The sequence below is a fragment of the Pseudomonas sp. App30 genome (assembly GCF_047947025.1).
Classification (GTDB): Bacteria; Pseudomonadota; Gammaproteobacteria; order Pseudomonadales; family Pseudomonadaceae; genus Aquipseudomonas.
On the sequence record NZ_CP133165.1, the window covers coordinates 3,093,144 to 3,117,951 of the forward strand.

A 24,808-nucleotide genomic window follows, 5' to 3' on the forward strand; every position below is an offset into this window, starting at 1 on the left:
GCTTCGGGCGATTGGGCTCGCCTCTAGTCGACTGACAACGGATCCAGCGCACGCGCGTGCTCGACCTGCCAGCCGAGCGGTACCACATCGCCCACGGCCAATGCCGGGTCCAGCTCGGCGATTGGCTGCTTCACGAAGAAATCCGACTTGCCGCACACCTCCAGGCGCACGCGTACGTGGTCGCCCAGGTAGATGAACTCGGCAACCCGGCCAGAGAATCGGTTGCTGCATTGCTCGCTGTGGCCGTTGAGGGACACGCGTTCCGGGCGAATCGACAGGGTCACCGGGTCGCCCGGTTCGCCGACGTTCACCGCCAGGGCGTGGACCTTCTCGCCACGCTCCAGGCCGACGATGCAACGGTCGCCGTCCTGGGTGATCAGGCGGCCGTTGAGGCGGTTGTTCTCGCCGATGAAGTTGGCCACGAAGGTGTTGCGGGGTTCTTCATAGAGGGTGCGCGGCGGGGCGATCTGCTGGATCTCGCCCTGGTGGAACACCGCCACGCGGTCGGACATGGTCAGCGCCTCGCCCTGGTCGTGGGTGACGTACACCACGGTGACGCCCAGGCGCTGGTGCAGGTGCTTGATTTCCATCTGCATGTGTTCGCGCAGCTGCTTGTCCAGCGCGCCCAGCGGTTCGTCCATCAGCACCAACTGCGGCTCGAACACCAGCGCCCGCGCCAGGGCCACGCGCTGTTGCTGGCCGCCGGACAGCTGCGCCGGGTAGCGCTGGGCGAACTTGCCCAGCTGCACCATGTCCAGCACGCGCTTCACCCGCTCGGCGATGTCGGTCTTGCTCAGGCCGCGCACCGACAGCGGGAACGCCAGGTTCTCGGCCACGGTCATGTGCGGGAACAGCGCGTAGTTCTGGAACACCATGCCGATGTCGCGCTTGTGCGGCGGCACGTTGTTGATGGAGCGCCCGCCCAGCAGGATCTCGCCGGCGGTGGGTGTCTCGAAGCCGGCCAGCATCATCAGGCTGGTGGTCTTGCCCGACCCGGAGGGCCCGAGCAAGGTCAGGAATTCGCCCTTGCGAATGTCCAGGTTGAGGTCTTTGACGATCAGCACTTCACCGTCGTAGCTTTTCTGCACGCCACGGAAGCTGACCAGCACATCGCTCGAATTCACCTCGCTCATACCCCACGCCCTATGTGTTTGACTGCCGTGCATTAAGCCTAGTGAAGGCTGCAGGCCGCGCAAATCGGGGGCTGGGAGAGAATCGCCTCAGGGCGATGGAAGGCTTGTTGTAGGGATTGCCCTACACAGCTGGCGGGGATAGATATGTTTTTCCAGCAATGCCCTGAAACCGGCATTCGCCCTTGTCGCGAACAGACAAATCCCCCGTAGCAGCTGCCGCAGGCGGCGTCAGCAAACACCGCGGTGCGGGGCCGGGTGGCATCACACCAACTTGTGCTCCATGGCGTATTTCACCAGCTCCGCCAGGGAGCTGACGTTGAGCTTTTGCATCAACCGGGCCTTGTGGGTGCTGATGGTCTTGCTGCTCAGCGCCAGCTGCTGGGCAATGTCGTTGACGTTGGCGCCCTGGGCCAGGCGCTCGAACACCGAGAATTCGCGTTCCGACAGCAGCGAGTGCAGCGGCCGCGAGTCGGTGAGGCCCACTTCGAAGACCATGCGGTCGGCCAGGTCCGGGTCGATGTAACGCCCGCCATTGGCCACCCGACGAATGGCGGTCAGCAGCAACGCCGGGTCGCTGTCCTTGGTGGCATAGCCGGCGGCGCCCACCTTCAGCGCCCGCGCGGCCATCTGCGCTTCGTCGTGCATGGACAGCACCAGGATCGCCGGCGGGTTGTTCAGCGCGCGGATACGCGGTATCGCTTCCAGGCCGTTGACCCCGGGCATGGAGATATCCAGCAACACCACGTCGCAAGGGGTGTGCCGCAGCGTGTCGAGCAACTGCTCACCGTTGCTGGCCTCGCCCACCACTGCCAGATCCCGGGCCAGCCCGATCAACTGCTTGATGCCCTCGCGCACAATCGTGTGATCTTCCGCCACCAGTACCCGAATCACTGCCCTACCCCCGCTGCCACTCGCTCATGAACCGGTACGCGAACCCGCAAGGTCGTGCCCTGCCCTGGTTCGCTGTGCAACTGCAATTCCCCACCCAGCATCAACACACGCTCGCGCATGCCCACCAGGCCAAACGAGGTGGAGGGCCCGTTGCCCACCACGAAGCCGCGGCCATCATCGCTGATGCTCAGCGCCAGCCAATCCTCTTCGACTTCCAGGGCAATGTCGACTGTATGTGCCTGGGCGTGGCGCATGACGTTGGTCAGCGCCTCCTGCAGGATGCGGAACAGGCCCACGGCCTTGCCGTCGGACAAGGCCGGCACCTGTTCGGGCACCTGCACGAGGCAAGGGATCTGCGTGCGCGCCTCGAAGCGCCGGGCCTGCCATTCGATGGCCGAACCGATGCCGGCATCCAGGATCGGCGGGCGCAAGGCGGTGGCCACGTCGCGCACCAGCTGGAACAATTGGGCGATCAGGCGCTTCATGCTGTTGAGGCGCTCCTGCAGGCCCGGGTCGAGGCTGGCGTAGGCCAGTTCGCACATGGAGGTCTCCAGCTTGAGCACCGTGAGCATCTGCCCCAGTTCGTCATGCACCTCGCGGGCGATGCGCGCCTTCTCTTCCTCGCGCACGCTCTCCAGGTGCGCCGACAATTCGCGCAGCTGGTCCTGGGAACGCGCCAGCGCCAGCTCGGCCCGTTTGCTTTCGCTGATGTCCCAGACAATACCGTCCCACACCCGGCCCTCGCCCTGGCCCCGGGAGATGGCCTTGATCTCGGCCCAGCGCTCCAGCCCCTCGCGGGTGAGGATACGGCCCTGCCACGACCAGTCGCTGTCGGTGTCCAGCGCCTGGTCCTGGGTGCGGTGGTAGCTGGCGCGGTCCTGGGGGTGGACCAGGTTGCGCAGGCCCATGTCCGGGTGGCGCAGGGCCGCCGGCGAGTAGCCCACCAGGCTCTCGCTGCCCTCACTGATGTAGGCAAACTCCAGCAGGCCGCCAGCCTGCAGGCGCTCCAGGCGGAACACCAGGCCCGGCACGTTGGCGGCAATGCCCTGCAGGCGCGCCTCGCTTTCCTGCAGGGCGGCCATGGCCCGGCGGCGCTCGGTGACATCGGTGAGGTAGACCACCAGGTACTCGGCATCATGAAAGCGCAGGAAGCTCAGGGACACGTCCGCCGGCAGCCAACTACCGTCGCCCCGCAGGCACTGGCTCTCGAAACTCAGCGGCTCGCCATCGCTGGCGCGGGCGCGCTTCCACAGGTTCAGCCAGCGGTCCATGTGCAGGTTGGGCTCGAAATCGATCAGCGGGCGGTTCAACACGCCGCCCGCCGCATACCCCAGCATGCTCTCGGCGGCGCGGTTGGCGTAGCGCACGTGGCTGTCCCAGTTGACCCAGAGGATGCCCACGGTGCTCTGGTCGATGGAGAACTGGGTCAGGCGCAACGCTTCCTCCCCCGCCTGGCGCCGGGTCAGCTCGTCCCGAGCCTCCATCAAGCGCCCCTCCAGCCAGTGCTGCTGGCGCCGCTGCCAGAACACGATGGCTATCGCCGAAAGGCCCAGCACTGCGAACAGCAGGCTCAGGTTCTGCCAGAAGCCTGGGGATTCGGTGAGCTTTGGGTAGCGCGGCTGCAACCAGCGGCCATGCAGTTGTTCCAGGTCCTTGCCGGGGATGGCCTGCAACGCAGCCTGCAGCACTGCGGCCAGCTGCGGCCAGTCGCGCCGCGAGGCGATGCGTAGCAACTGCGGCAGGCCGATGTCGCCGACCACGACCAGGTCGGCAAAATCGCTTTCGCCCGACAACCGTCCCAGCTGCGCCTCATCGATGACCGCGTAGCGCGCCTGCTGGCCGACCAACAGCTGCAAGGCCTGGCGCTCCATGGGCACGCCCTGCAGGTTGAGGTTGGCGTAGGTGCTGCGCAGGTAGTCGGCCACTGCGCTGGGCATGCGCACCGCCACGCGGTCCTTGCTGTCGAGTTTTTCCAGGTCCACGGCCACGGCGCCAGTGCGCTCGCCCACCACCAGTTGCGGGATGCGCATGTAGGGGTCGGAGAACAGCCAGAGGCGCAGCCCCGCGGGGGTCTGGGTCAGGCCGGGAGCCAGGTCGATCTCGTCGTCACGCAGGGCCTGCTCCAGCGCCGCCTGGTCGGGAAAATTGCGCCAGTGCAGCTCCAACTGCAGGCTCTTGGCCAGCCAGTTGATCACCTCCACGTTCACCCCGGACAGTTGCTGCAGGCGCCGGTCGTACTGGGCGAACGGTGCCTGCAGCACCACGCCCACGCGCAGTTCGCGGTGCTGGTCCAGCCACGCCTGCTGCTCGGTCGTCAGCGTCACGGGGGCACCCCGGGCGATCAAGGGAATGAGCAAACAGCCGATAAGCACGCAGCACAGTCGAATCATCGCAACTCTCATCACCCATGAACGACGCTACATTTGGCGGTTCGGGACAAATACCATTAGGCTGCCAGCACTACCCTGGCGTGGAAAATCCGATGTCTTCAATCTACCGCACAACGCTGCCAGCGTTTTGCCTATCGCTGATGTTGCCCCTGGCACTGCCGGCGATGGCCGACGATGCGGCGCAGAAACCGGCCACCGAGAAGGCCGCCGAGCAACCGAAAGTCGAGCGTCAACCGCTGCTGGAACGCAGCCAGGAAGACGCCCTGGCCCTGGAGCGCCAGTTGCCCCAGGACGAACAGCAGCAACTGCAAGCCGGCAGCGACAGCTTCCTGGCCCTGTGGAAGCCGGCCAACAGCAGCAACCCGGCCGGCGCCGTGGTGATAGTGCCAGGCACTGGCGAGACCGCCGACTGGCCCAACGCCGTGGCCCCCATCCGCAATAAACTGCCGGACGCCAACTGGAGCAGCCTGAGCATCAGCCTGCCGGACCTGAGCACCGACGCTCCGCAGCCACGGGTCGAGGAAAAGCCGCCCGCGCCCAAGGAAGCCGACAGTAAATCAACGCCGCCGGCCAACCCGTCCGTGGAACAAGCCACTGCCACCGAACCGGACAAGGCTGCGCCGCAGTCGCCTGACGAGCTGGCCAAGGCCGACGCCGAGCGCATCTTCGCGCGCATCGATGCCGCCGTGACCTTCGCCCAGCAGCAGAAGTCGCGCACCGTGGTGCTGCTCGGCCATGGTACCGGCGCCTACTGGGCAGCCCGCTACCTCAAGGAACGCCCGCAGCCCCATGCCCAGCGCCTGGTCATGGTGGCGCCAATGACGCCGAACAATGCCAGCAAGACCCTGCAGGAACTGGCGCCCAGCCTGAAAGTGCCGACCGCGGACATTTACTACGGCGACAGCCCTACCGCCCAGGACGCCGCCCGCGTGCGCCTGCAGACCAGCAAGCGGTTGAAGGACACCGGCTACACGCAGATTTCCCTGAACGCCCTGCCAGCAGACAAGGCCGCCGAGCAGGAACAGCTGTTCCGCCGCGTGCGCGGCTGGCTCAGCCCCAAGCCTGTGGATTGATGCGGGCCTGTTGTGGGAGCGGGCTCTGCCCGCGAAAAGAACCCCGCGTTCCGTCAGACATATCGCGGTGTAACCTTCGCGGGTAGAACCCGCTCCCACAGGGCGCTCAGCGAAAATCCCGACGTTCGCGGATCAAGGCATAGGCGCTCTGCAATTCCCGGGTACGCTCGGTCGCTTCACGCACCTGAGCCGGGGTCGCCCCGCTGCCCGCCAGCTTGTCCGGGTGGTGGCGGCTAAGCAGCCGGCGGTAGGCCCGCTTGATCTGCGCCGGCTCAGTGGTCGCCCCTACCCCCAGCAGGCGCATGGCCTCTTGATAGCTGCCGCCACTGGTGGCCAGCGGCTTGCGCGCCGGCTCGTAATCGGCGGACAGGCCCTGCACCTGCACTGAACTCCAGCCCAGCCACTTGCCCCATTGCAGGATCAGCTCGCGCTCGCTGCGGCTGGCCTTGCCATCTGCCCACACCATGCGCCAACAGGCGCGCAGCACGCCCTCCGCCGAATTGGGCTGCTGCCCCAGGCGCTGCAGGTGATGCTGCAACCGGTCGCGCCCGCCCTTGCCACGGTTGAACGCGGCAATGGCCACCCGCTGCTGCGCCTCGTTCAGCCCCAGCAGACGCATTTCGTGGCGCGCCTGCTGGATATGCTGCTGCACCACCCGTCCATCGCACTTGGCCAGGCGGCCCAGCAGCACGAACAGCACCTGGTCATCGCGCAGCTTCGGCTTGCCGCGCAGCCGGTCGAACAGCTCGCCCCAACTGTGCAACTGCAAGCGCCGGTCGAGCGCCTGCCCCAGCAAGGCGCCCAGCAGCGCCCCGGGGATGCTGGCAATGGCAAAGCCGGCGCCGGCGCCCACCACGGTCCCTGGCCAGAGCATCTCAGCGCTGCCCTTGCACTAGCGCTTCGACTTCCGCCAGGCGCTCGTGGGTGCCGACGTCCACCCAGTGGCCGGTGAAGCGTTCGCCACTGACCTTGCCGCCCGCCATGGCCTGGCGCAGCAACGGCGCCAGCTTGAAGGCCCCCGCCGAGCAGCCGGCGAACAGCGCCGGGTGCAGCACGGCGATACCGCTGTAGGTAAAGCGCGCGCCGTCGGCCGTGTCGCTGACCGCCCCGGCCTGCAGCGCGAAGTCGCCGCCCGGGTGGTGCGCCGGGTTATCCACCAGCACCAGGTGCGCCAGGCCTGCCAGCGGCTGGCGCAGGCGGCTGAAGTCGTAGTCGGTCCAGATATCGCCGTTGACCACCAGGAACGGCTCCACACCCAGCAGCGGCAGGGCCTGGAAGATGCCGCCGCCGGTCTCCAGCGGCTCGCCCTCGGAGGAGTAGACAATGCTGAGCCCGAACTGCGACCCATCGCCCAGGTGATCCTCGATCTGCTGGCCCAGCCAGGCATGGTTGATGACGATCTCGGTGAACCCTGCCGCCGCCAGGGCGCGCAGGTGGTATTCGATCAAAGGCACGCCACCGGCGCACACCAGCGGCTTGGGGGTATGCAGCGTCAGCGGGCGCAGGCGCTCGCCCTTGCCCGCCGCCAGGATCATCGCCTTCATGCCCGCGCCTCCACGGCCGCGCGCAGGCTAGCGAGCAGTTCGCCCAGCTCGGCCAGCTCCGGCCGGCGGGCCAGCACTGCTTCTATATAAGCAAAGAAGCGCGGCACGTCGGCCACATAGCGGGGCTTGCCATCCCGGTGGCAGATGCGCGCGAAGATACCGATGACTTTCAGGTGGCGCTGCACGCCCATCAGGTCGCTGGCGCGCAGGAAGTCTTCGAACTGCTCCTGCACCGGGATGCCTGCGGCGCGGGCCTGCTGCCAGTAGCCCAGCAGCCAGGCGTCGACCCGCTCCAGTGGCCAGCTGAGGAAGGCGTCCTTGAACAGGCAGGTGATGTCATAGGTGACCGGGCCATACACAGCATCCTGGAAGTCCAGCACGCCGGGGTTGGGCTCGCTGCGCATCAGGTTGCGGGGCATGAAGTCACGGTGCACCAGCACCTTGGGCTGGGCCAGGGCGCTGTCGATCAGCAGGGTGCTGGCGCGTTGCCATAATGCCTGCTGGGCCTCGGTGAACTGCAGCCCCAGTTCGCGCCCCACGTACCATTCGGGGAACAGCTCCACTTCACGGCGCAGCAGCGCCACGTCATAGCTGGGCAGCGGCGCGTCCATGGGCAGCTGCTGGTAGGCCAGCAAGGCATCGATGGCGTCCTCGAACAGTGCGTCGGCATTGTCGCTATCGATCACGTCCAGGTAGGTCTGGTTGCCCAGGTCGTTGAGCAGCAGGAAGCCGCGCTCCAGGTCCTGGGCGTAAATATGCGGCACATTGATGCCGGAAGTCGCCAGCAGGGCAGCGATATCCACGAACGGTTTGCAGTTTTCCTGCGGGGGCGGTGCATCCATGACGATAAAACTGCGGCCACCACCTTCCCAGCGAAAATATCGGCGGAAGCTCGCATCGCTGCTAGCAGCGGTCAGCGAAGACGGGGGTACAGGGCCCCAGCCCCCGGCCACAAAGAGTTTCGACAGTTGCTCGGCGAGCCATGGCTGGAGCTGTTGCAGGCGTACATCTTGATCGGGCATTACAGAGGTCTCCGACGGCGCTAGCCGTCAAGCGGGTCATGCTTTATTATCCAGCATCTTTTTCAGACCATCGAGAGGCGTGCGGCCCCACCGCGGGCAGATGGCACGCAGGAAGCCCGGACTAATAAGATGGCATTGAAATCCCCCGCGTTTCGTAAAAAATTCCCGTTGCTGGTCACCGGCGGTTTGCTGGCGATGCAACCCCTGGCCGTGCCGTTCGCGGTGGCCGCCGAGCAGTATGACTGTACTGTCTCCGCGGCGGGAGCCTGGGATTGCAAACCCAAGGCCCCCGTTGGCGTCCTGCCGCCTCGCCCTGTCCATGACGGCAGCGCGGAATCGTCGGCGCCTGAAAGCGCCGGCGAGACCAAGCCTGGCGCCGAGGACAAGGCCAAGGGCCCCATGCTCGTTACCGAGAGCAAGGGCCGTGGCCTGAAATCGCGCAGCGCCGACTACAGCCATCTCGATTGGGTCCCCCGGGACAAGCTCACGGCCGCCCAGCTGGCCGAGACCGGCCCTTACTGCGAAGGCGCCTATGTGGAGCCGATCCGGCCCGGCATGGACGACAAGACGGCGAAGAAAGACGCGCCGACCTTCATTGGTGCCAAGGTATCGCGCTACGACCAGGAGCAGCAGACCGCTACCCTGGCCGGTGACGTGGTGATGCGCCAGGGCAGCATGCAGGCCGAAGGCGACGAGGCCAGCCTGCACCAGGCCGAGAACCGCGGCGAGATCACCGGCAACGTCAAGCTGCGCGACCAGGGCGCCCTGCTGGTGGGCGACCACGCCGAAATCCAGCTGGACACCGGTGCCGCCCAGGTCGACAACGCCGAGTACGTGATGCACAAACAGCGCATCCGCGGCAGCGCCCTGTACGCCAAGCGTGGCGAGAACGCCATCATCCGCCTCAAGGACGGTACCTATACCACCTGTGAGCCAGCGAGCAACGCCTGGGAAATCAAGGGCAACAACATTACCCTGAACCCGGCCACCGGCTTCGGCACGGCGACCAACGCCACCCTGCGCGTGCACGACATTCCTGTCCTGTACACGCCGTACATCTACTTCCCGATCGACGATCGTCGCCAGTCCGGCTTCCTGCCGCCGAGCATCGGCAGCAGCAGCAAGTCCGGCTTCTCGCTGGTCACGCCGTACTACTTCAACCTGGCGCCCAACTACGACGCCACGTTGTACCCGCACTACATGAGCAAGCGCGGCATGTTGACCGAGGGCGAATTCCGCTACCTGACGCCGACCAGCGAAGGGCAGTTCGGTGGCGCGTACCTGAGCGATTCCGACAACGAGCGCCGGCTGCAGTCGGACTACTCGCAAGATCGCTACATGATCAACTGGCAGCACAAGGGTGACCTGGACAAGCGCCTGACCTACAAGGTCGACTACACCAAGATCAGTGACCCCTACTACTTCCAGGATCTGGAAACCAACCAGATCGGCGTGAAGAACACCGACTACCTGAACCAGCAGGCAGCGGCATACTACCGCGGCGACAACTGGACCGCGGGCCTGAACGTACAGGGCTACCAGCTGACCACCGTGTCGGACATCACCCCGTACAACCGCCTGCCGCAGATCACCTTCAATGGTTCGCTGCCGTATCACCCTGGCGGTCTGGATTTCACCTATCAGACCGAGGCGGTGCGCTTCGAGCGCAGCCTTGAGACCGGCAACTACAGCGACGAAGACGGCAACATCTCGTCGCGGATCGACAATAACGTCCAGGGCCTGGCTCGCGCCAACGGCGACCGCCTGACCCTGGCACCGGCAATGGCGCTGCCGATGACCGCCTCGTGGGGCTACATCAAGCCTTCCGTGCGTTTCATCTACACCGACTACCAACTTGACCTGGACAGCCAGGGCAAGCAGACGCTGGTGAACAACGGCGTGCAGACCGAGGTGTATCACAGCAACCTCGACCGCTCGATCCCGATCTACAGCGTCGACAGTGGCCTGTACTTCGACCGCAATACCTCAATGTTCGGCACCAACTACCGCCAGACACTCGAGCCGCGTGCGTACTATCTGTACGTGCCGTACGAAAACCAGAACAACATTCCGGTCTTCGACACCGCGGAAAACCAGTTCAGCTACTCTTCGCTGTGGCGTGACAACCGCTTCTCCGGCTATGACCGCATCGGCGACGAGAACAAGATCTCGCTGGGTGCCACCACCCGCTGGCTGGAAGACAACGGTTTCGAGCGCCAGAAGTTCAGCTTCGGTGAAGCCTTCTACATGCAGGACCGCAAGGTCCAGCTGCCAGGCATCTATTACAAGGACCGCGCCGAGGCTACCGCCAGCCGTTCCCCGTATGCCCTGGAGTACGAGTACCACTTCAACCGCGACTGGCGCTTCAATTCGGACTTCAACTGGGACCCGGACACCCACAGCACCCGTTCGGGCAGCGCGATGTTCCACTACCAGCCTGAGGACAACCCGAACAAGGTCATCAACGTCGGCTACCGCTACCGCGACGATATCGTTCACTACGATTCGGCCACCGGTAAATGGGGCTTCGGCGGCGACTACGGCACTCCGGGTACCGCGGACTACATCAAGGACTACTACAAGATCCAGCAGCATGACTTCTCGATCATGTGGCCGATCGTTCCGCAGTGGAACGCCATCGCTCGCTGGCAGTACGACTACAACCGCAGCCGTACACTGGAATCCTTCGCCGGTTTCGAGTACGACAACTGCTGCTGGAAACTGCGCTTCATCAGCCGCTACTGGGTCGACTACGACGACTTCAGCCAGTCGCTGCCGCAGAACGAAAAAGGCGACCACGGTGTCTTCCTGCAAGTCGTGCTCAAAGGGCTCGGCGGCGTAGTGGGCAATAAAGTCGAGTCTTTCCTCGACAAGGGCATTCAGGGTTATAAAGAACGTGAAGAGCAAGCTTACTAATTGTTTGCGCCCGCTGCTTCTGGGCGCACTGTTGTTGAGTGGCGCGGCTCATGCCGAGGTTCAACCGCTTGATAGCGTGGTGGCCATCGTCGATAACGACGTGATCATGAAGAGCCAACTGGACCAGCGCGTCCACGAGGTCCAGCAGACCATCGCCAAGCGTGGCGGCGCCAACATGCCGCCTACCGACGTGCTGGAGAAGCAGGTGCTGGAGCGCCTGATCGTCGAGAACCTGCAGCTGCAGATCGGCGAGCGCTCCGGCGTTCGCATCACCGACGAAGAGCTGAACCAGGCCATCGGCACCATCGCCCAGCGCAACAACATGAGCGTGGCGCAGTTCCAGGCGGCCCTGGCCCACGACGGCCTGTCGTACCAGGACGCCCGTGACCAGGTGAAGCGCGAGATGATCATCAGCCGCGTGCGCCAGCGCCGCGTGGCCGAGCGCATCCAGGTGTCGGAGCAGGAAGTGAAGAACTTCCTCGCCTCGGACCTGGGCAAGGCCCAGCTGTCTGAAGAGTTCCACCTGGCCAACATCCTGATCGCCACCCCGGAAAGCGCAAGCTCGGAAGCGATCCAGGCGGCGGCCCACAAGGCAGGCGACATCTACACCCGCCTGAAACAGGGTGCCGACTTCGGCCAACTGGCCGTGGCCAACTCGGGCAGCGACAACGCCCTGGAAGGCGGCGACATGGGCTGGCGTAAAGCTGCCCAACTGCCACCGCCGTTCGACGCCCAGGTCAGTGCCCTGAGCCAGGGTGACGTCACCGAGCCAACCCGCACCCCAGGCGGCTTCATCATCCTGAAGCTGCTGGAAAAACGCGGTGGCGGTACCGTTACCCGTGATGAAGTGCACGTGCGCCACATCCTGCTCAAGCCCAACGAAGTACGCAGCGAAGCGGAAACCAAGGTGCTGGCGGACCGTCTGTACGACCGCATCAAGGGCGGTGAAGACTTCGCCGAACTGGCGAAGAGCTACTCCGAAGACCCGGGTTCGGCCCTCAACGGTGGTGACCTGAACTGGGTCGACCCGCAGTCGCTGGTGCCCGAGTTCCGCCAGGTCATGGCTGACAGCCCGCAAGGCGTCGTGTCCAAGCCGTTCAAGACCCAGTTTGGCTGGCACATCCTGGAAGTGCTGGGCCGTCGTGCCACCGACAGCACCGAACAGGCGCGCGAGCAGCAAGCCATGATGATCCTGCGTAACCGCAAGTACGACGAAGAGCTGCAGAGCTGGCTGCGCCAGATCCGCGACGAAGCCTACGTCGAGATCAAGCTGCCTGGCGCCGAACAGGCTGCCCAGGCCGACCAGTGAAGCCCACGCGCTTCGCGCTGACGCCCGGCGAGCCGGCGGGCATAGGTCCTGACCTGTGCCTGCTGCTGGCCGCGCAACGCCAGCCACACCCCCTGATTGCCATTACCAGCCGCGACCTGCTCCTTGAGCGGGCCGCGCAACTGGGCGTGGCCGTCAGCGTGCTGGCGGTCGACCCCGATGCCCTGCCCGCCCAGCCCGCCGACGCCGGTAGCCTCTACGTGTGGGACACGCCACTGGCGGCGCCCGTCGTCACCGGCCAGCTGGACCGTGCCAACGCAGCCTTCGTCCTCGAAACCCTGACCCGCGCGGGCCAGGGCTGCCTGGACGGCCGTTTCGCCGGCATGATCACCGCCCCGGTGCACAAGGGCGTGATCAACGAGGCCGGCATCGCCTTTTCCGGCCACACCGAATTCCTGGCCGAGCTGACTCACACCGAACAGGTGGTGATGATGCTTGCCACACACGGCCTGCGCGTGGCCCTGGTGACCACTCACCTGCCCCTGCGCGCGGTAGCCGATGCAATCACCGAAGAACGCCTGGAGCGGGTGACCCGCATCCTGCACGCGGATCTCAAGGACAAGTTCGGCATCGCCCAGCCCCGCATCCTGGTCTGTGGGCTCAACCCGCATGCCGGCGAAGGCGGCCACCTGGGCCGTGAAGAGATCGAGATCATCGAACCGACACTGGAACGCCTGCGCAGCGAGGGCATGGACCTTCGCGGCCCGCTGCCAGCCGACACTCTGTTTACCCCCAAATATCTGGAGCACTGCGACGCAGTGCTGGCGATGTACCATGACCAGGGGCTGCCCGTACTCAAGTACAAAGGCTTTGGCGCCGCGGTGAATATCACCCTGGGCCTGCCGATCATCCGCACGTCGGTGGACCACGGCACTGCCCTGGACCTGGCCGGCAGCGGCCGGATCGACACCGGCAGCCTCAAGGTCGCGCTGGACACCGCCTACCAGATGGCCGAGACCCGTATATGACCGAGCAATACCAACACCGGGCGCGCAAGCGCTTCGGCCAGAACTTCCTGCACGATGCCGGCGTCATCGACCGCATCCTGCGTTCCATCCATGCCCGCGAAGGCGAGCGCATGCTGGAAATCGGCCCGGGCCAGGGCGCCCTCACCGAGGGCCTGCTGGGCAGCGGCGCACAGCTGGACGTGGTGGAACTGGACAAGGACCTGGTGCCTATCCTCAACCGCCAGTTCGCCGGCCGTGGCAACTTCAACCTGCACCAGGGCGACGCCCTTAAGTTCGACTTCACCACCCTGGGCGCCGCTCCCGGTACTCTGCGCGTGGTCGGCAACCTGCCGTACAACATCTCCACGCCGCTGATCTTCCACCTGCTGGCGAACGCCGAGCTGATCCGCGACATGCACTTCATGCTGCAGAAGGAAGTGGTCGAGCGCATGGCCGCAGGCCCTGGCGGCGGCGACTGGGGCCGGCTGTCGATCATGGTCCAGTACCACTGCCGCGTTGAGCACCTGTTCAACGTTGGCCCCGGCGCGTTCAACCCGCCGCCCAAGGTCGACTCGGCCATCGTCCGCCTGGTGCCGCACACCACCCTGCCGCACCCGGCCAAGGACCACCGCCTGCTGGAGCGCATCGTCCGCGAAGCCTTCAACCAGCGCCGCAAGACCCTGCGCAACACCCTCAAGGCCCTGCTCAGCAGCGAAGCCATCGAAGCCGCCGGCGTCGACGGCAGCAAGCGCCCGGAACAGCTCGACCTGGCAGCCTTCGTGCGCCTGGCCGACAAGCTGTTCGAGCAGACCAGCGCCAGCTGATCGCCCTCATCGTGCGTCCCGGACTACTGCCCGGGCGCACGATGGCCTAGACTCAAGACACCGGCACCCCGAATGCCCTTCGTTTTTTGCAATAAGGCCCCCTTGCATGTCCGATCCCCGCTATCAGATCGACGTCAGCGTCGTCACCCGCTTCCTCGCCGAACAATCGCAGCCTGAACACCAGCGGTTCGCGTTCGCCTACACCGTTACCGTGCGCAATAATGGCCAATTGCCGGCCAAGTTGGTCTCGCGGCACTGGGTCATCACCGACGGCGACGGCAAGGTCGAGGAAGTGCGCGGTGCCGGCGTGGTTGGCCAGCAACCGCTGATTGAAGCTGGCCAGAGCCACACCTACAGCAGCGGCACGGTCATGGCCTCCCAGGTCGGCACCATGCAGGGCAGCTACCAGATGGTGGCCGAGGACGGCAAACACTTCGACGCCATCATCGCGCCCTTCCGCCTGGCCGTGCCCGGGGCCCTGCACTGATGGCGGTGTACGCGGCCGGCGACCTGCAAGGCTGCCTGCAACCGCTCAAATGCCTGCTGGAAAAAGTGCGCTTCGACCCGGCCCACGACCGCCTGTGGCTGGTGGGCGACCTGGTCAACCGTGGCCCCGAGTCCCTGGAAACCCTGCGCTTCCTGTATGGCATGCGCGAGTCACTGGTGTGCGTGCTGGGCAATCACGACCTGCACCTGCTGGCCGCCGGCCGCAACATTGAGCGCCTGAAGAAAAGCGACACTCTGCGCGAGATCATCGAGGCGCCGGACGCGCCAGTACTGCTCGACTGGCTGCGCCGGCAAAAGCTGATGCACTACGACGAACAGCGCGACATGGCCCTGGTGCACGCCGGCATTCCACCCCAGTGGTCGCTGAAGAAAGCCCTGCGCTGCGCCGAAGAGGTGGAACAGGCGCTGCGCGACGACAACCTGTTCCCGCCGTTCCTGGACGGCATGTACGGCAACGAGCCGGCCAAGTGGCACAACGACCTGACTGGCGTCGAGCGGCTGCGGGTGATCACCAACTACTTCACCCGCATGCGCTTCTGCACCCCCGAAGGCAAGCTCGACCTCAAGGGCAAGGAAGGCGCCGACACCGCGCCACCGGGCTACGCGCCCTGGTTCAAGATTCGCGAGCGCAAGACCCGCGGCCTGAAGATCATCTTCGGCCACTGGGCGGCGCTGGAAGGCAAGTGCGCCGAACCTGGCATCTTCGCCCTGGACACCGGCTGCGTGTGGGGCGGCGCCATGACCCTGATGAACGTCGACACCGGCGAGCGCCACGGCTGCGCCTGTGACGAGCACGGCAACATACGCGGCTCGATAGGGCAACCCTGACGCGGTAGAATCGGTAACAAACGACCTGTGGGAGCTGGCTTGCCAGCGAGCTTTTCGGCGGCACAAAAAGCTCGCTGGCAAGCCAGCTCCCACGGGCTACAAGCCGATCATACCCAGGAGCCTGTCATGACCGAATTCAAACGCATCCCGCCGCAAACGGCCCATGAGCTGCTCGCCAATGGCGCGGCCATCGTCGACGTGCGCGACGCCCAGACCTTCGCCGCCAGCCACATCCCCAACGCGCAGCACCTGGACAACCACTCGGTGCAGGACTTCATCCGCGGCGCCGACCTCGACAAGCCACTGGTCGTGGTCTGCTACCACGGCAACTCCAGCCAGGGCGCCGCCGCCTACCTGGTCAGCCAGGGCTTTGCCGAGGTGTACAGCCTGGATGGCGGCTTCGAGCTGTGGAAAGTCACCTACCCCGAGCAAACCGCGCAGGGCATCGCGGAATAAATTTTTTCTGACGCCAAGCCCCCGCCCCACGGGGCTTCGCGCGGGCTGACGAACGGTCGGCCCATAACATATCGCTCATTGCACCTTGAAGTCTGAGATTCCCAACTATCCTTAGGTTCAGGCCATCCAAAACAGGGGAGAGCCGGTACACCGACGCGCGGGTCATCGGTAGCGACTTAGAGGTGTTCTGGGGGGTATACAGCGGCCGATCGTTTCGACTGCTGCCAGCATCAACTGATTGATCCGACGTCGGCTCCACGTATCGAGCGAGGTGACGTCATGAGTATTTTTAGCCACTTCCAACAGCGTTTCGAGTCCACTCGTCAGGAAGAACTCTCGCTGCAGGAGTATCTCGAGCTCTGCAAAAAGGATCGCAGTGCCTACGCTTCTGCCGCCGAACGCATTCTGATGGCAATCGGGGAACCGGAGTTGCTCGACACGTCGACCAATTCACGGCTGTCGCGCATCTTCTCCAACAAGGTGATCCGGCGCTATCCAGCCTTCGAAGACTTCCACGGCATGGAGGAGTGCATCGACCAGATCGTCTCGTACTTCCGCCACGCCGCGCAGGGCCTGGAAGAGAAGAAACAGATCCTCTACCTGCTGGGTCCGGTGGGCGGCGGCAAATCGTCCCTCGCCGAAAAACTCAAGCAACTGATCGAAAAAGTGCCCTTCTACGCCATCAAGGGCTCGCCGGTGTTCGAATCGCCCCTGGGGCTGTTCAACGCCACCGAGGACGGTGCCATCCTGGAAGAGGACTTCGGCATCCCGCGCCGCTACCTCAACACCATCATGTCGCCGTGGGCCACCAAGCGCCTGGCCGAGTTCGGCGGCGACATCAGCCAGTTCCGCGTGGTGAAGCTCTACCCGTCCATCCTCAACCAGATCGCCGTGGCGAAGACCGAGCCGGGCGACGAGAACAACCAGGACATCTCCGCGCTGGTGGGTAAAGTCGACATCCGCAAGCTGGAGGAATACCCACAGAACGACGCCGACGCCTACAGCTACTCGGGCGCGCTGTGCCGGGCCAACCAGGGCCTGATGGAATTCGTCGAGATGTTCAAGGCGCCGATCAAGGTCCTGCACCCCTTGCTCACCGCCACCCAGGAAGGCAACTACAACAGCACCGAAGGCCTGGGGGCCATCCCCTACTCCGGCATCCTGCTGGCCCACTCCAACGAATCGGAATGGCACAGCTTCCGCAACAACAAGAACAACGAGGCGTTCATCGACCGGATCTACATCGTCAAGGTGCCGTACTGCCTGCGCGTCAGCGACGAGATCAAGATCTACGACAAGCTGCTGTTCAACAGCTCCCTGTCCAAGGCCCATTGCGCCCCCGACACCCTCAAGATGCTGGCCCAGTTCACCGTGCTGTCGCGCCTCAAGGAGCCGGAAAACTCCAACATCTACTCGAAGATGCGCGTCTACGACGGCGAGAACCTCAAGGATACCGATCCCAAGGCCAAGTCGATCCAGGAATACCGCGACAGCGCCGGCGTGGACGAGGGCATGAACGGCCTGTCGACCCGCTTCGCGTTCAAGATCCTGTCCAAGGTGTTCAACTTCGACCCGCATGAAATCGCCGCCAACCCGGTGCACCTGCTGTACGTGCTGGAACAGCAGATCGAGCAGGAGCAATTCCCGGCGGAGGTGCGCGAACGCTACCTGCGCTACCTGAAGGAATACCTGGCGCCGCGCTACATCGAGTTCATCGGCAAGGAAATCCAGACCGCTTACCTGGAGTCCTACAGCGAATACGGCCAGAACATCTTCGACCGCTACGTGCTGTACGCCGACTTCTGGATTCAAGACCAGGAATACCGCGACCCGGAAACCGGCGAAATCCTCAACCGCGTGGCCCTCAACGAAGAACTGGAGAAAATCGAGAAGCCGGCCGGCATCAGCAACCCGAAGGATTTCCGCAACGAGATCGTCAACTTCGTGCTGCGCGCCCGGGCCAACAACAACGGCAAGAACCCCACCTGGCTCAGCTACGAGAAGCTGCGGGTGGTCATCGAGAAGAAAATGTTCTCCAACACCGAGGACCTGCTGCCCGTCATCAGCTTCAACGCCAAGGCCAGCAAGGAGGACCAGCAAAAACACAACGACTTCGTTACGCGAATGGTCGAACGCGGGTACACCGACAAACAGGTACGGCTGCTCTCCGAGTGGTACCTGCGGGTCAGAAAGTCGCAGTGAAGCAGCGGTAAGCTTCAAGCTGCACGCCTTGGGGCACCGCCACCGCGCCGGTGCCCCGAGGTCGCGGCCTGTAGCTTTTGACTTGCGGCTTGCAGCTTAAGGCTTGCAGCTGCCCGGAGGGCCTATGAGCTACGTGATCGACCGACGCCTGAATGGCAAGAACAAGAGCACGGTGAACCGCCAGCGTTTCCTGCGGCGCTACCGTGACCACATCAAGAAGGCGGTGGAAGAGGCGGTCAGCCGTCGCTCCATCACCGACATGGAACACGGCGAACAGATCAGCATCCCCGGCCGCGACATCGACGAGCCGGTGCTGCACCATGGCCGCGGCGGCAAGCAGACCGTCGTGCACCCCGGCAACAAGGAATTCACCGCCGGCGAGCACATCGCCCGGCCCCAGGGGGGCGGCGGCGGTGGCAAGGGCCCCGGCAAGGCGGGCAATTCCGGCGAAGGCATGGATGAGTTCGTGTTCCAGATCACCCAGGAAGAGTTCCTGGAGTTCATGTTCGAAGACCTCGAACTGCCCAACCTGGTGAAACGCAACCTCAGCGGCACGGACACCTACAAGACCGTGCGCGCGGGCATCAGCAACGAAGGCAACCCATCGCGCATCAACATCATCCGTACCCTGCGTTCGGCCCATGCCCGGCGCATCGCCCTGTCGGGCAGCAGCCGTGCCAAGCTGCGCGAGGCCAAGGCAGAACTGGAGCGGCTGCGACGGGAAGAGCCGGACAACTTCGGCGATATTCAGGAAATGGAGACGGAAATCGAACGTCTCAGCGCGCGCATCCATCGCGTGCCGTTCCTTGATACCTTCGACCTCAAGTACAACCTGCTGGTCAAGCACCCCAACCCCAGCTCCAAGGCGGTGATGTTCTGCCTGATGGACGTGTCGGGGTCCATGACCCAGGCCACCAAGGACATCGCCAAGCGCTTCTTCATCCTGCTGTACCTGTTCCTCAAGCGGAACTACGACAAGATCGAAGTGGTGTTCATCCGCCATCACACCAGCGCCCGCGAGGTGGACGAGGAAGAGTTCTTCTATTCCCGGGAAACCGGCGGCACCATCGTCTCCAGCGCCCTGAAGCTGATGCAGGAGATCATGGCCGAGCGCTACCCCACCAATGAATGGAACATCTACGCGGCGCAGGCTTCGGACGGCGACAACTGGAACGACGACTCGCCCATCTGCCGCGAGATCCTGACCAAGCAGATCATGCCGTTCGTGCAGTACTACACTTACGTGGAGATCACCCCGCGCGAACACCAGGCATTGTGGTTCGAGTACGAACGCATCGGCGAAGCCTTTGCCGACACGTTCGCCCAGCAGCAACTGGTATCGGCCGGGGATATCTACCCGGTCTTCCGTGAACTCTTCCAGCGCAGGTTAGTGACATGACCGCCAGAGAGCAGAAACGCCAACCCCTGTCCACGGGCTCCGAGTGGACCTTCGAACTGATCCAGGCCTACGACCGGGAAATCAGCCGGATTGCCGAGCGTTATGCGCTGGATACCTACCCCAACCAGATCGAGGTGATCACGGCTGAACAGATGATGGATGCCTACGCCTCGGTAGGCATGCCCCTGGGCTACCATCACTGGTCCTACGGCAAGCACTTCCTCAGCACGGAAAAATCCTACACCCGTGGGCAGATGGGCCTGGCCTACGAGATCGTCATCAACTCCGACCCGTGCATCGCCTACCTGATGGAGGAAAACACCATCTGCATGCAGGCGCTGGTGGTGGCCCATGCCTGCTATGGCCACAACAGCTTCTTCAAGGGCAACTACCTGTTCCGCACGTGGACCGACGCCAGCTCGATCATCGACTACCTGGTGTTCGCCAAGCAGTACATCATGCAGTGCGAGGAACGCCACGGCATCGACGCGGTGGAAGACCTGCTGGACTCCTGCCACGCCCTGATGAACTACGGCGTGGACCGCTACAAGCGCCCCTACCCGATCTCCGCCGAGGAAGAGCGGCGGCGGCAGAAGGACCGCGAGGAGCACATGCAGAAGCAGATCAACGATCTGTGGCGCACCATCCCCAAAAGCGCGGACAAGAACAGCGAGCGTGACAACGCCCGCTTCCCGGCCGAACCCCAGGAGAACATCCTCTACTTCATCGAGAAACACGCGCCGCTGCTGGAGCCCTGGCAGCGCGAGGTGGTGCGCATCGTGCGCAAGATCGCGCAGTACTTCTACCCGCAGCGCCAGACCCAGGTGATGAACGAAGGCTGGGCGACGTTCTGGCACTACACCTTGATGAACGACCTGTACGACGAAGGCCTGGTCACCGACGGCTTCATGATGGAATTCCTGCAGTCGCACACCAGCGTGGTGTTCCAGCCCGGCTTCGACAGCCCCTACTACAACGGCATCAACCCCTACGCGCTGGGCTTCGCCATGTACCGCGACATCCGCCGCATGTGCGAAGAACCAACGGATGAAGATCGCCGCTGGTTCCCGGAAATTGCAGGCACGGATTGGCTTTCTACCATCAAGTTTGCCATGACCAGCTTCAAGGACGAGAGCTTCATCCTGCAGTACCTGTCGCCCAAGGTCATCCGCGACCTGAAGCTGTTCAGCATCATGGATGACGACCAGCGCGATGACCTGTTGGTGCCTGCCATCCACGACGAGGGCGGCTACCGCATCATTCGCGAGACCCTGGCCGCGCAGTACAACCTGGGCAACCGCGAACCCAACGTGCAGATCTGGAGCATCGACCGCCGTGGCGACCGCTCGCTGACCCTGCGCCACCAACAACATGACCGCAAACCCCTGGGCGAGTCCACCGACGAGGTGCTCAAGCACCTGCACCGGTTGTGGGGCTTCGACATCCACCTGGAAACCCTGCAGGGCGACCAAGTCATGAAGACCCACCATGTTCCCCCAAAGACGGAACACAGCGAAGGTGACTACGGACGCCTTGACCTCGCTGTCGTTCACCTCTAACCAAGGCATCTGACCTCCCCGGGCCCGGCAGACAGGTTATCCTGTCGGGTCTACGGAGGTTTTTTCATGCAGATTTTCAAAGTCGGCGGCGCGGTGCGCGACCGTCTCCTGGGCCGCCCGGTCACCGACATCGATTGGGTGGTGGTGGGCGCCACCGCCGAGCAGATGCACGCCCTGGGCTACCGGCCGGTGGGCGCGGATTTCCCGGTGTTCCTGCACCCGAAAACGGGCGAGGAATACGCCCTGGCGCGCACCGAACGCAAGAGCGGCCATGGCTACGGCGGCTTTGTGTTTCACGCAAGCCCCGACGTTACCCTGGAGCAGGACCTGATCCGCCGTGACCTGACCATCAACGCCATGGCCGAGGATGATGACGGCAATGTGGTCGACCCCTACCACGGCCAGGCCGACCTCGAACGACGAATTCTACGCCACGTTTCCCCGGCGTTCGCCGAAGATCCCCTGCGCGTGCTACGCGTTGCCCGCTTCGCCGCGCGCTACGCCGAGACAGGGTTCACCGTCGCCGCCGACACACTGGAATTGATGCGCAAGCTGAGCGAATCGGGTGAACTGCAAGCACTGACCGCCGAACGCAGCTGGAAGGAAATCGCCCGGGCGCTAATGGAAAACCAGCCACAGGTGTTTATCCAGGTGCTGCACGACTGCGGCGCCCTGAAGCAACTGATGCCGGAACTGGACGCCCTGCCAACTGAACGCCTGGGCGCCCTGGAACAGGCTGCCCGCCACGAACAACCACTGACCGTGCGCTGGGCATGCCTGGCAGGTGGCCTGGGCAAGGCCATCAACGAACGCTTCAAGGTGCCCCGCGACTGCCAGGAGCTGGCGATGCTAGCAGGCCAGTACGGCGAGGATGGCCGCCGCGCGCTGCAACTGGAAGCCGCACAGCTGCTGGAACTGCTGCAGGGCTTCGACGTGTACCGTCGGCCGCAGCGCTTCGAGGAGTTCATCAGGGTGGGCGAGATGGAGACGCTCGCCCGCGGCGAAAGTTATCCACAGGCCGATTACCTACGCGGCGCAGCGGATGCAGCCCGCGGGGTAGCGGTGAAACCGCTGGTGGAAGCCGGATATACCGGGCAACAGCTGGGCGAGGCGCTGAAAGCCGAACGCCTGAAGGCCTTGCAGGCCTACACGGCTTGAAACCGTATCGCCTGCATCGCGACCAAGGTCGGCTCCTACCTAAATCGGCGTAGGAGCCGACCTTGGTCGCGATACAGGCGACGCCAATTCAGAGGCAGGTCAACTGCCGGCCGCGCCACTCGAACGGCGCCGGTGCCAGCACCTGGTCAATCTGCGCCTCGGCCCACACCTGGGCCATGGGCTTGCCCACGCCCGGGTGCAGCACATCCGGCGCAATCAACGCCAGCGGCCACAGCACGAAAGCGTTCTTGAGAATCTCCGCCCGTGGCAGCACCAGGCCGTCGAAATTGCCTGCCAGGTCGCCGTACAGCAGCACGTCGATGTCCAGCGGCAAGCCCTTGCGCTCCGGCGCATAGCGGCCGTTGTCGGCCTCGATGAACTTCAGCCGGCGGTCCAGCTCGATCAACGGCAGGTCGGTCAGCGCGCTGACCACCAGGTTGAAGAACGGCCCGCTCTTGATGCCCACCGGCTGGCTTTCGAACACCGCCGAGCAGTGCATGTCCTGGAGGAAGCCGGCCAGCGCATCGAGGCCGGCGCACAGGTGCGCCTCGCGGTCGATGTTGCTGCCCAGGCCCAGGTAAATCCGCGTCAGCGACATCCGCGCTCGATCTCCACGCCAACGCCCTTGGCGGCCGCAACGGCGCCAGGCTTGGTCAGTTTCAGGTGCAGCCAGGGAATATTGAATTCGCTCATCAGCACCTGCGCCAGGCGTTCGGCGAAGGTTTCCACCAACTGGAACTGGCTGGCCTCGGCAAAGGCCTGGATGCGCGTGGAAACACTGGCATAGTCCAGCGCCAGGGTCAGGTCGTCGCCTGCGGCGGCCGGGCGGTTGTCCCAGGCAAAACTCAGGTCCAGGCGCAGGCACTGACGGATGCCACGCTCCCAGTCATAGGCACCGATCACGGTGTCGACTTCCAGACCTTCGATAAACACTCTGTCCAAGCACTTCTCTCCGCAGCACGACAAGGGCGCAATGCGCCGTTAGAATCAGGGGCGTCCTCGCCCGGAATAGTTAGCATGTTTTGGTTACTGGCGATTCTCGCCTACCTGCTCGGCTCGCTGTCCTTCGCCATTGTGCTTAGCCGCGTGACCGGTAACCCTGACCCGCGCATGAGCGGCTCCGGCAACGCCGGGGCCACCAACATGCTGCGCCTGGCCGGCAGGAAACTCGCCATCCTCACCCTGCTGGGCGACCTGTGCAAGGGCCTGCTGCCCGTGCTGGTGGCCCGCCTTGCCGGGCTCGACCTGCAAGCCCAAGCCTGGATCGGCCTGTGTGCGGTGCTCGGCCACATGTTCCCGCTGTATTTCCATTTCCAGGGCGGCAAGGGCGTCGCCACTGCCGCCGGCATGATCCTGGCGCTCTACCCGCCCGCCGCGTTGCTGGCGGTGGCCGCCTGGGCGCTGACGTTCTACCTCACCCGCACCAGCTCGCTGGCCTCGCTGATCGCCACGCCCCTGACCCTGCCATTGCTGGCCTGGCAGGAGCCCCAGGCGCTGCTGCCCATGAGCGTGCTGACCCTGCTGATCGTGTGGCGCCACCGCGGCAACCTGCGCGACCTGCTGGCCGGCCGCGAACGGCATTTCTGAGCCCGGCGAGGGTTACAGCGCCGGCAATTGTTCCATGGGCCAGCGCGCCTGCACGCTGATGGCCAGGCTTTCGTGCTGGCCGGCCTGCAGGCGCTGGCAACCGGCGTAGGCGATCATCGCGCCGTTGTCGGTGCAGAACTGCGGACGCGCGTAGAACACCTTGCCGTTGAACTCGCCCAGCATGCTGTCCAGCGACTCGCGCAGGGCCTTGTTGGCGCTCACGCCACCGGCGATCACCAGGCGGCTGAGGCCGGTCTGTTTCAGGGCACGGCGGCACTTGATGGTCAGAGTGTCCACCACCGCCTGCTGGAACGCCAGCGAGATGTCGCTACGGGTCTGATCGCTGTCGTCCCCAGCTGCCTGACAGTGCTGCCAGGTGTTCAGGGCCGAGGTTTTCAGGCCGCTGAAGCTGAACGTCAGGCCCGGGCGATCGGTCATCGGCCGCGGGAACGTGAACCGGCCGGGCACGCCCTGGGCGGCCATGCGCGCGATCTCGGGACCGCCCGGGTAATTGAGGCCGATCATCTTCGCGGTCTTGTCGAACGCCTCGCCAGCGGCATCGTCCAGGGTCTCGCCCAGCAGCTCGTACTGGCCAATGCCGTCGACGCGCACCAGCTGGGTGTGGCCACCGGAAACCAACAAAGCGACGAACGGGAATTCCGGCGGTTGCGCCTCCAGCATGGGCGCCAGCAGATGGCCCTCCATGTGGTGCACGCCAAGGGCCGGGATACCCCAGGCGAACGCCAGCGCCTGGGCGCAGGACGCCCCCACCAGCAGCGCGCCCACCAGGCCCGGGCCGGCGGTGTAGGCAATGGCGTCGATCTCGGTGGCCACGCAGTCGGCTTCGGCCAACACCTGGCGGATCAAGGGCAGCATGCGCTTCACGTGGTCACGGGAGGCAAGCTCGGGCACCACGCCGCCATAGGCACGGTGCAGGTCGATCTGGCTGAACAGCGCGTCGGCCAAAAGCCCGCGTTCGCTGTCATAGAGGGCGACGCCGGTTTCGTCGCAGGATGTTTCCAATCCCAGTACTAACATGGGTCAT

At 64.5% G+C, this 24,808-nt stretch carries 22 protein-coding genes; 13 read left to right on the top strand and 9 right to left on the bottom strand.

Going from position 1 to position 24,808, the window contains the following annotated elements:
• Positions 1-23: 23 nt before the first annotated feature.
• The 3 genes from RAM80_RS14430 to RAM80_RS14440 form a co-directional block, all read right to left on the bottom strand.
• A complete protein-coding gene (locus tag RAM80_RS14430; protein ID WP_416427155.1) occupies positions 24-1,133 on the bottom strand; it encodes an ABC transporter ATP-binding protein in 1,110 nt (369 codons plus the stop codon).
• A gap of 261 nt (positions 1,134-1,394) precedes the next feature.
• Entirely contained in the window at positions 1,395-2,024 is a 630-nt protein-coding gene (locus tag RAM80_RS14435) for a response regulator (RefSeq protein ID WP_416427156.1), read from the bottom strand.
• A complete protein-coding gene (locus RAM80_RS14440; protein WP_416427157.1) occupies positions 2,021-4,414 on the bottom strand; it encodes a PAS domain S-box protein in 2,394 nt (797 codons plus the stop codon). Before RAM80_RS14440 ends, RAM80_RS14435 begins: the two co-directional genes overlap by 4 nt.
• 92 nt (positions 4,415-4,506) lie before the next feature.
• Between RAM80_RS14440 and RAM80_RS14445 the strand changes: the two genes are divergently transcribed.
• Positions 4,507-5,487 carry an alpha/beta hydrolase family protein gene (locus RAM80_RS14445; protein WP_416427158.1) on the top strand — a complete coding sequence of 327 codons (981 nt, stop codon included), beginning with the start codon at positions 4,507-4,509 and terminating at the stop codon, positions 5,485-5,487.
• Positions 5,488-5,593: 106 nt separating this feature from the next.
• Here RAM80_RS14445 and RAM80_RS14450 read toward each other — a convergent pair whose 3' ends face one another.
• From RAM80_RS14450 to RAM80_RS14460, 3 genes are read right to left on the bottom strand one after another with little or no spacing between them, the layout of a single operon-like run.
• Positions 5,594-6,361 carry a TerB family tellurite resistance protein gene (locus RAM80_RS14450; protein ID WP_416427159.1) on the bottom strand — a complete coding sequence of 256 codons (768 nt, stop codon included), beginning with the start codon at positions 6,359-6,361 and terminating at the stop codon, positions 5,594-5,596.
• A 1-nt stretch (position 6,362) separates the two neighbouring features.
• Positions 6,363-7,031: an N-acetylmuramate alpha-1-phosphate uridylyltransferase MurU gene (gene murU, locus RAM80_RS14455; RefSeq protein WP_416427160.1), complete on the bottom strand. Its 669-nt coding sequence runs from the start codon at positions 7,029-7,031 to the stop codon at positions 6,363-6,365.
• The gene (locus tag RAM80_RS14460) at positions 7,028-8,053 is read right to left on the bottom strand and encodes an aminoglycoside phosphotransferase family protein (protein WP_416427161.1); all 1,026 of its coding nucleotides are present in this window, start codon (positions 8,051-8,053) and stop codon (positions 7,028-7,030) included. Before RAM80_RS14460 ends, murU begins: the two co-directional genes overlap by 4 nt.
• Positions 8,054-8,182: 129 nt before the next feature.
• Here RAM80_RS14460 and RAM80_RS14465 point away from each other — a divergent pair, with 129 nt between their 5' ends.
• From RAM80_RS14465 to RAM80_RS14515, 11 genes are all read left to right on the top strand, one after another.
• Entirely contained in the window at positions 8,183-10,969 is a 2,787-nt protein-coding gene (locus RAM80_RS14465; RefSeq protein ID WP_416427162.1) for an LPS-assembly protein LptD, read from the top strand.
• Complete coding sequence (locus RAM80_RS14470; protein WP_416427163.1) at positions 10,950-12,278, top strand: peptidylprolyl isomerase; 1,329 nt, start codon at positions 10,950-10,952, stop codon at positions 12,276-12,278. Before RAM80_RS14465 ends, RAM80_RS14470 begins: the two co-directional genes overlap by 20 nt.
• Positions 12,275-13,264 carry a 4-hydroxythreonine-4-phosphate dehydrogenase PdxA gene (gene pdxA, locus RAM80_RS14475; protein ID WP_416427164.1) on the top strand — a complete coding sequence of 330 codons (990 nt, stop codon included), beginning with the start codon at positions 12,275-12,277 and terminating at the stop codon, positions 13,262-13,264. The genes RAM80_RS14470 and pdxA overlap by 4 nt, the downstream gene beginning before the upstream one ends.
• On the top strand, positions 13,261-14,067 hold the full coding sequence (gene rsmA, locus RAM80_RS14480; RefSeq protein ID WP_416427165.1) for a 16S rRNA (adenine(1518)-N(6)/adenine(1519)-N(6))-dimethyltransferase RsmA: 807 nt from the start codon (positions 13,261-13,263) through the stop codon (positions 14,065-14,067). The genes pdxA and rsmA overlap by 4 nt, the downstream gene beginning before the upstream one ends.
• 106 nt (positions 14,068-14,173) lie before the next feature.
• Positions 14,174-14,554: a Co2+/Mg2+ efflux protein ApaG gene (gene apaG, locus RAM80_RS14485; protein WP_416427166.1), complete on the top strand. Its 381-nt coding sequence runs from the start codon at positions 14,174-14,176 to the stop codon at positions 14,552-14,554.
• Positions 14,554-15,402: a symmetrical bis(5'-nucleosyl)-tetraphosphatase gene (locus RAM80_RS14490; RefSeq protein ID WP_416427167.1), complete on the top strand. Its 849-nt coding sequence runs from the start codon at positions 14,554-14,556 to the stop codon at positions 15,400-15,402. Before apaG ends, RAM80_RS14490 begins: the two co-directional genes overlap by 1 nt.
• Positions 15,403-15,528: 126 nt before the next feature.
• Complete coding sequence (gene glpE / locus RAM80_RS14495) at positions 15,529-15,858, top strand: thiosulfate sulfurtransferase GlpE (protein WP_416427168.1); 330 nt, start codon at positions 15,529-15,531, stop codon at positions 15,856-15,858.
• A 279-nt stretch (positions 15,859-16,137) separates the two neighbouring features.
• Positions 16,138-18,060 carry a PrkA family serine protein kinase gene (locus RAM80_RS14500; protein ID WP_158153224.1) on the top strand — a complete coding sequence of 641 codons (1,923 nt, stop codon included), beginning with the start codon at positions 16,138-16,140 and terminating at the stop codon, positions 18,058-18,060.
• Positions 18,061-18,184: 124 nt separating this feature from the next.
• A complete protein-coding gene (locus tag RAM80_RS14505; RefSeq protein ID WP_416427169.1) occupies positions 18,185-19,459 on the top strand; it encodes a YeaH/YhbH family protein in 1,275 nt (424 codons plus the stop codon).
• Positions 19,456-21,018, top strand: coding sequence for a SpoVR family protein (locus RAM80_RS14510; protein ID WP_416427170.1), 1,563 nt, complete (start codon positions 19,456-19,458; stop codon positions 21,016-21,018). The genes RAM80_RS14505 and RAM80_RS14510 overlap by 4 nt, the downstream gene beginning before the upstream one ends.
• A gap of 66 nt (positions 21,019-21,084) precedes the next feature.
• On the top strand, positions 21,085-22,176 hold the full coding sequence (locus tag RAM80_RS14515) for a multifunctional CCA tRNA nucleotidyl transferase/2'3'-cyclic phosphodiesterase/2'nucleotidase/phosphatase (protein WP_416427171.1): 1,092 nt from the start codon (positions 21,085-21,087) through the stop codon (positions 22,174-22,176).
• A gap of 88 nt (positions 22,177-22,264) precedes the next feature.
• On the opposite strand, the gene folK is transcribed toward RAM80_RS14515, so the two are convergent.
• Together folK and folB are read right to left on the bottom strand one after the other, a co-directional pair.
• Positions 22,265-22,774, bottom strand: coding sequence for a 2-amino-4-hydroxy-6-hydroxymethyldihydropteridine diphosphokinase (gene folK / locus RAM80_RS14520; RefSeq protein ID WP_416427172.1), 510 nt, complete (start codon positions 22,772-22,774; stop codon positions 22,265-22,267).
• Complete coding sequence (gene folB / locus RAM80_RS14525; protein ID WP_416427173.1) at positions 22,765-23,118, bottom strand: dihydroneopterin aldolase; 354 nt, start codon at positions 23,116-23,118, stop codon at positions 22,765-22,767. Before folB ends, folK begins: the two co-directional genes overlap by 10 nt.
• Before the next feature lie 75 nt (positions 23,119-23,193).
• On the opposite strand from folB, the gene plsY reads away from it, so the two are divergent.
• Positions 23,194-23,763: a glycerol-3-phosphate 1-O-acyltransferase PlsY gene (gene plsY / locus RAM80_RS14530; RefSeq protein ID WP_416427174.1), complete on the top strand. Its 570-nt coding sequence runs from the start codon at positions 23,194-23,196 to the stop codon at positions 23,761-23,763.
• 12 nt (positions 23,764-23,775) lie between these two features.
• Here the strand turns inward: plsY and tsaD are convergent, their stop codons facing one another.
• Positions 23,776-24,801 (bottom strand): tRNA (adenosine(37)-N6)-threonylcarbamoyltransferase complex transferase subunit TsaD, encoded by a 1,026-nt coding sequence (gene tsaD, locus RAM80_RS14535; protein WP_416427175.1) that lies wholly within the window; start codon positions 24,799-24,801, stop codon positions 23,776-23,778.
• Positions 24,802-24,808 lie beyond the last annotated feature (7 nt).

What these genes read in the sequence shown, in the direction of transcription:
- RAM80_RS14460 (WP_416427161.1), bottom strand. Translation starts at nt 8,053, where the DNA reads ATGCCCGATCAAGATGTACGCCTGCAACAGCTCCAGCCATGGCTCGCC.
- rsmA (WP_416427165.1), top strand. Translation starts at nt 13,261, where the DNA reads ATGACCGAGCAATACCAACACCGGGCGCGCAAGCGCTTCGGCCAGAAC.
- tsaD (WP_416427175.1), bottom strand. Translation starts at nt 24,801, where the DNA reads ATGTTAGTACTGGGATTGGAAACATCCTGCGACGAAACCGGCGTCGCC.
- folK (WP_416427172.1), bottom strand. Translation starts at nt 22,774, where the DNA reads ATGTCGCTGACGCGGATTTACCTGGGCCTGGGCAGCAACATCGACCGC.
- apaG (WP_416427166.1), top strand. Translation starts at nt 14,174, where the DNA reads ATGTCCGATCCCCGCTATCAGATCGACGTCAGCGTCGTCACCCGCTTC.
- plsY (WP_416427174.1), top strand. Translation starts at nt 23,194, where the DNA reads ATGTTTTGGTTACTGGCGATTCTCGCCTACCTGCTCGGCTCGCTGTCC.
- RAM80_RS14430 (WP_416427155.1), bottom strand. Translation starts at nt 1,133, where the DNA reads ATGAGCGAGGTGAATTCGAGCGATGTGCTGGTCAGCTTCCGTGGCGTG.
- RAM80_RS14515 (WP_416427171.1), top strand. Translation starts at nt 21,085, where the DNA reads ATGCAGATTTTCAAAGTCGGCGGCGCGGTGCGCGACCGTCTCCTGGGC.
- RAM80_RS14465 (WP_416427162.1), top strand. Translation starts at nt 8,183, where the DNA reads ATGGCATTGAAATCCCCCGCGTTTCGTAAAAAATTCCCGTTGCTGGTC.
- RAM80_RS14505 (WP_416427169.1), top strand. Translation starts at nt 18,185, where the DNA reads ATGAGCTACGTGATCGACCGACGCCTGAATGGCAAGAACAAGAGCACG.
- glpE (WP_416427168.1), top strand. Translation starts at nt 15,529, where the DNA reads ATGACCGAATTCAAACGCATCCCGCCGCAAACGGCCCATGAGCTGCTC.
- murU (WP_416427160.1), bottom strand. Translation starts at nt 7,031, where the DNA reads ATGAAGGCGATGATCCTGGCGGCGGGCAAGGGCGAGCGCCTGCGCCCG.
- RAM80_RS14490 (WP_416427167.1), top strand. Translation starts at nt 14,554, where the DNA reads ATGGCGGTGTACGCGGCCGGCGACCTGCAAGGCTGCCTGCAACCGCTC.
- RAM80_RS14510 (WP_416427170.1), top strand. Translation starts at nt 19,456, where the DNA reads ATGACCGCCAGAGAGCAGAAACGCCAACCCCTGTCCACGGGCTCCGAG.
- RAM80_RS14450 (WP_416427159.1), bottom strand. Translation starts at nt 6,361, where the DNA reads ATGCTCTGGCCAGGGACCGTGGTGGGCGCCGGCGCCGGCTTTGCCATT.
- RAM80_RS14440 (WP_416427157.1), bottom strand. Translation starts at nt 4,414, where the DNA reads ATGATTCGACTGTGCTGCGTGCTTATCGGCTGTTTGCTCATTCCCTTG.
- RAM80_RS14500 (WP_158153224.1), top strand. Translation starts at nt 16,138, where the DNA reads ATGAGTATTTTTAGCCACTTCCAACAGCGTTTCGAGTCCACTCGTCAG.
- RAM80_RS14445 (WP_416427158.1), top strand. Translation starts at nt 4,507, where the DNA reads ATGTCTTCAATCTACCGCACAACGCTGCCAGCGTTTTGCCTATCGCTG.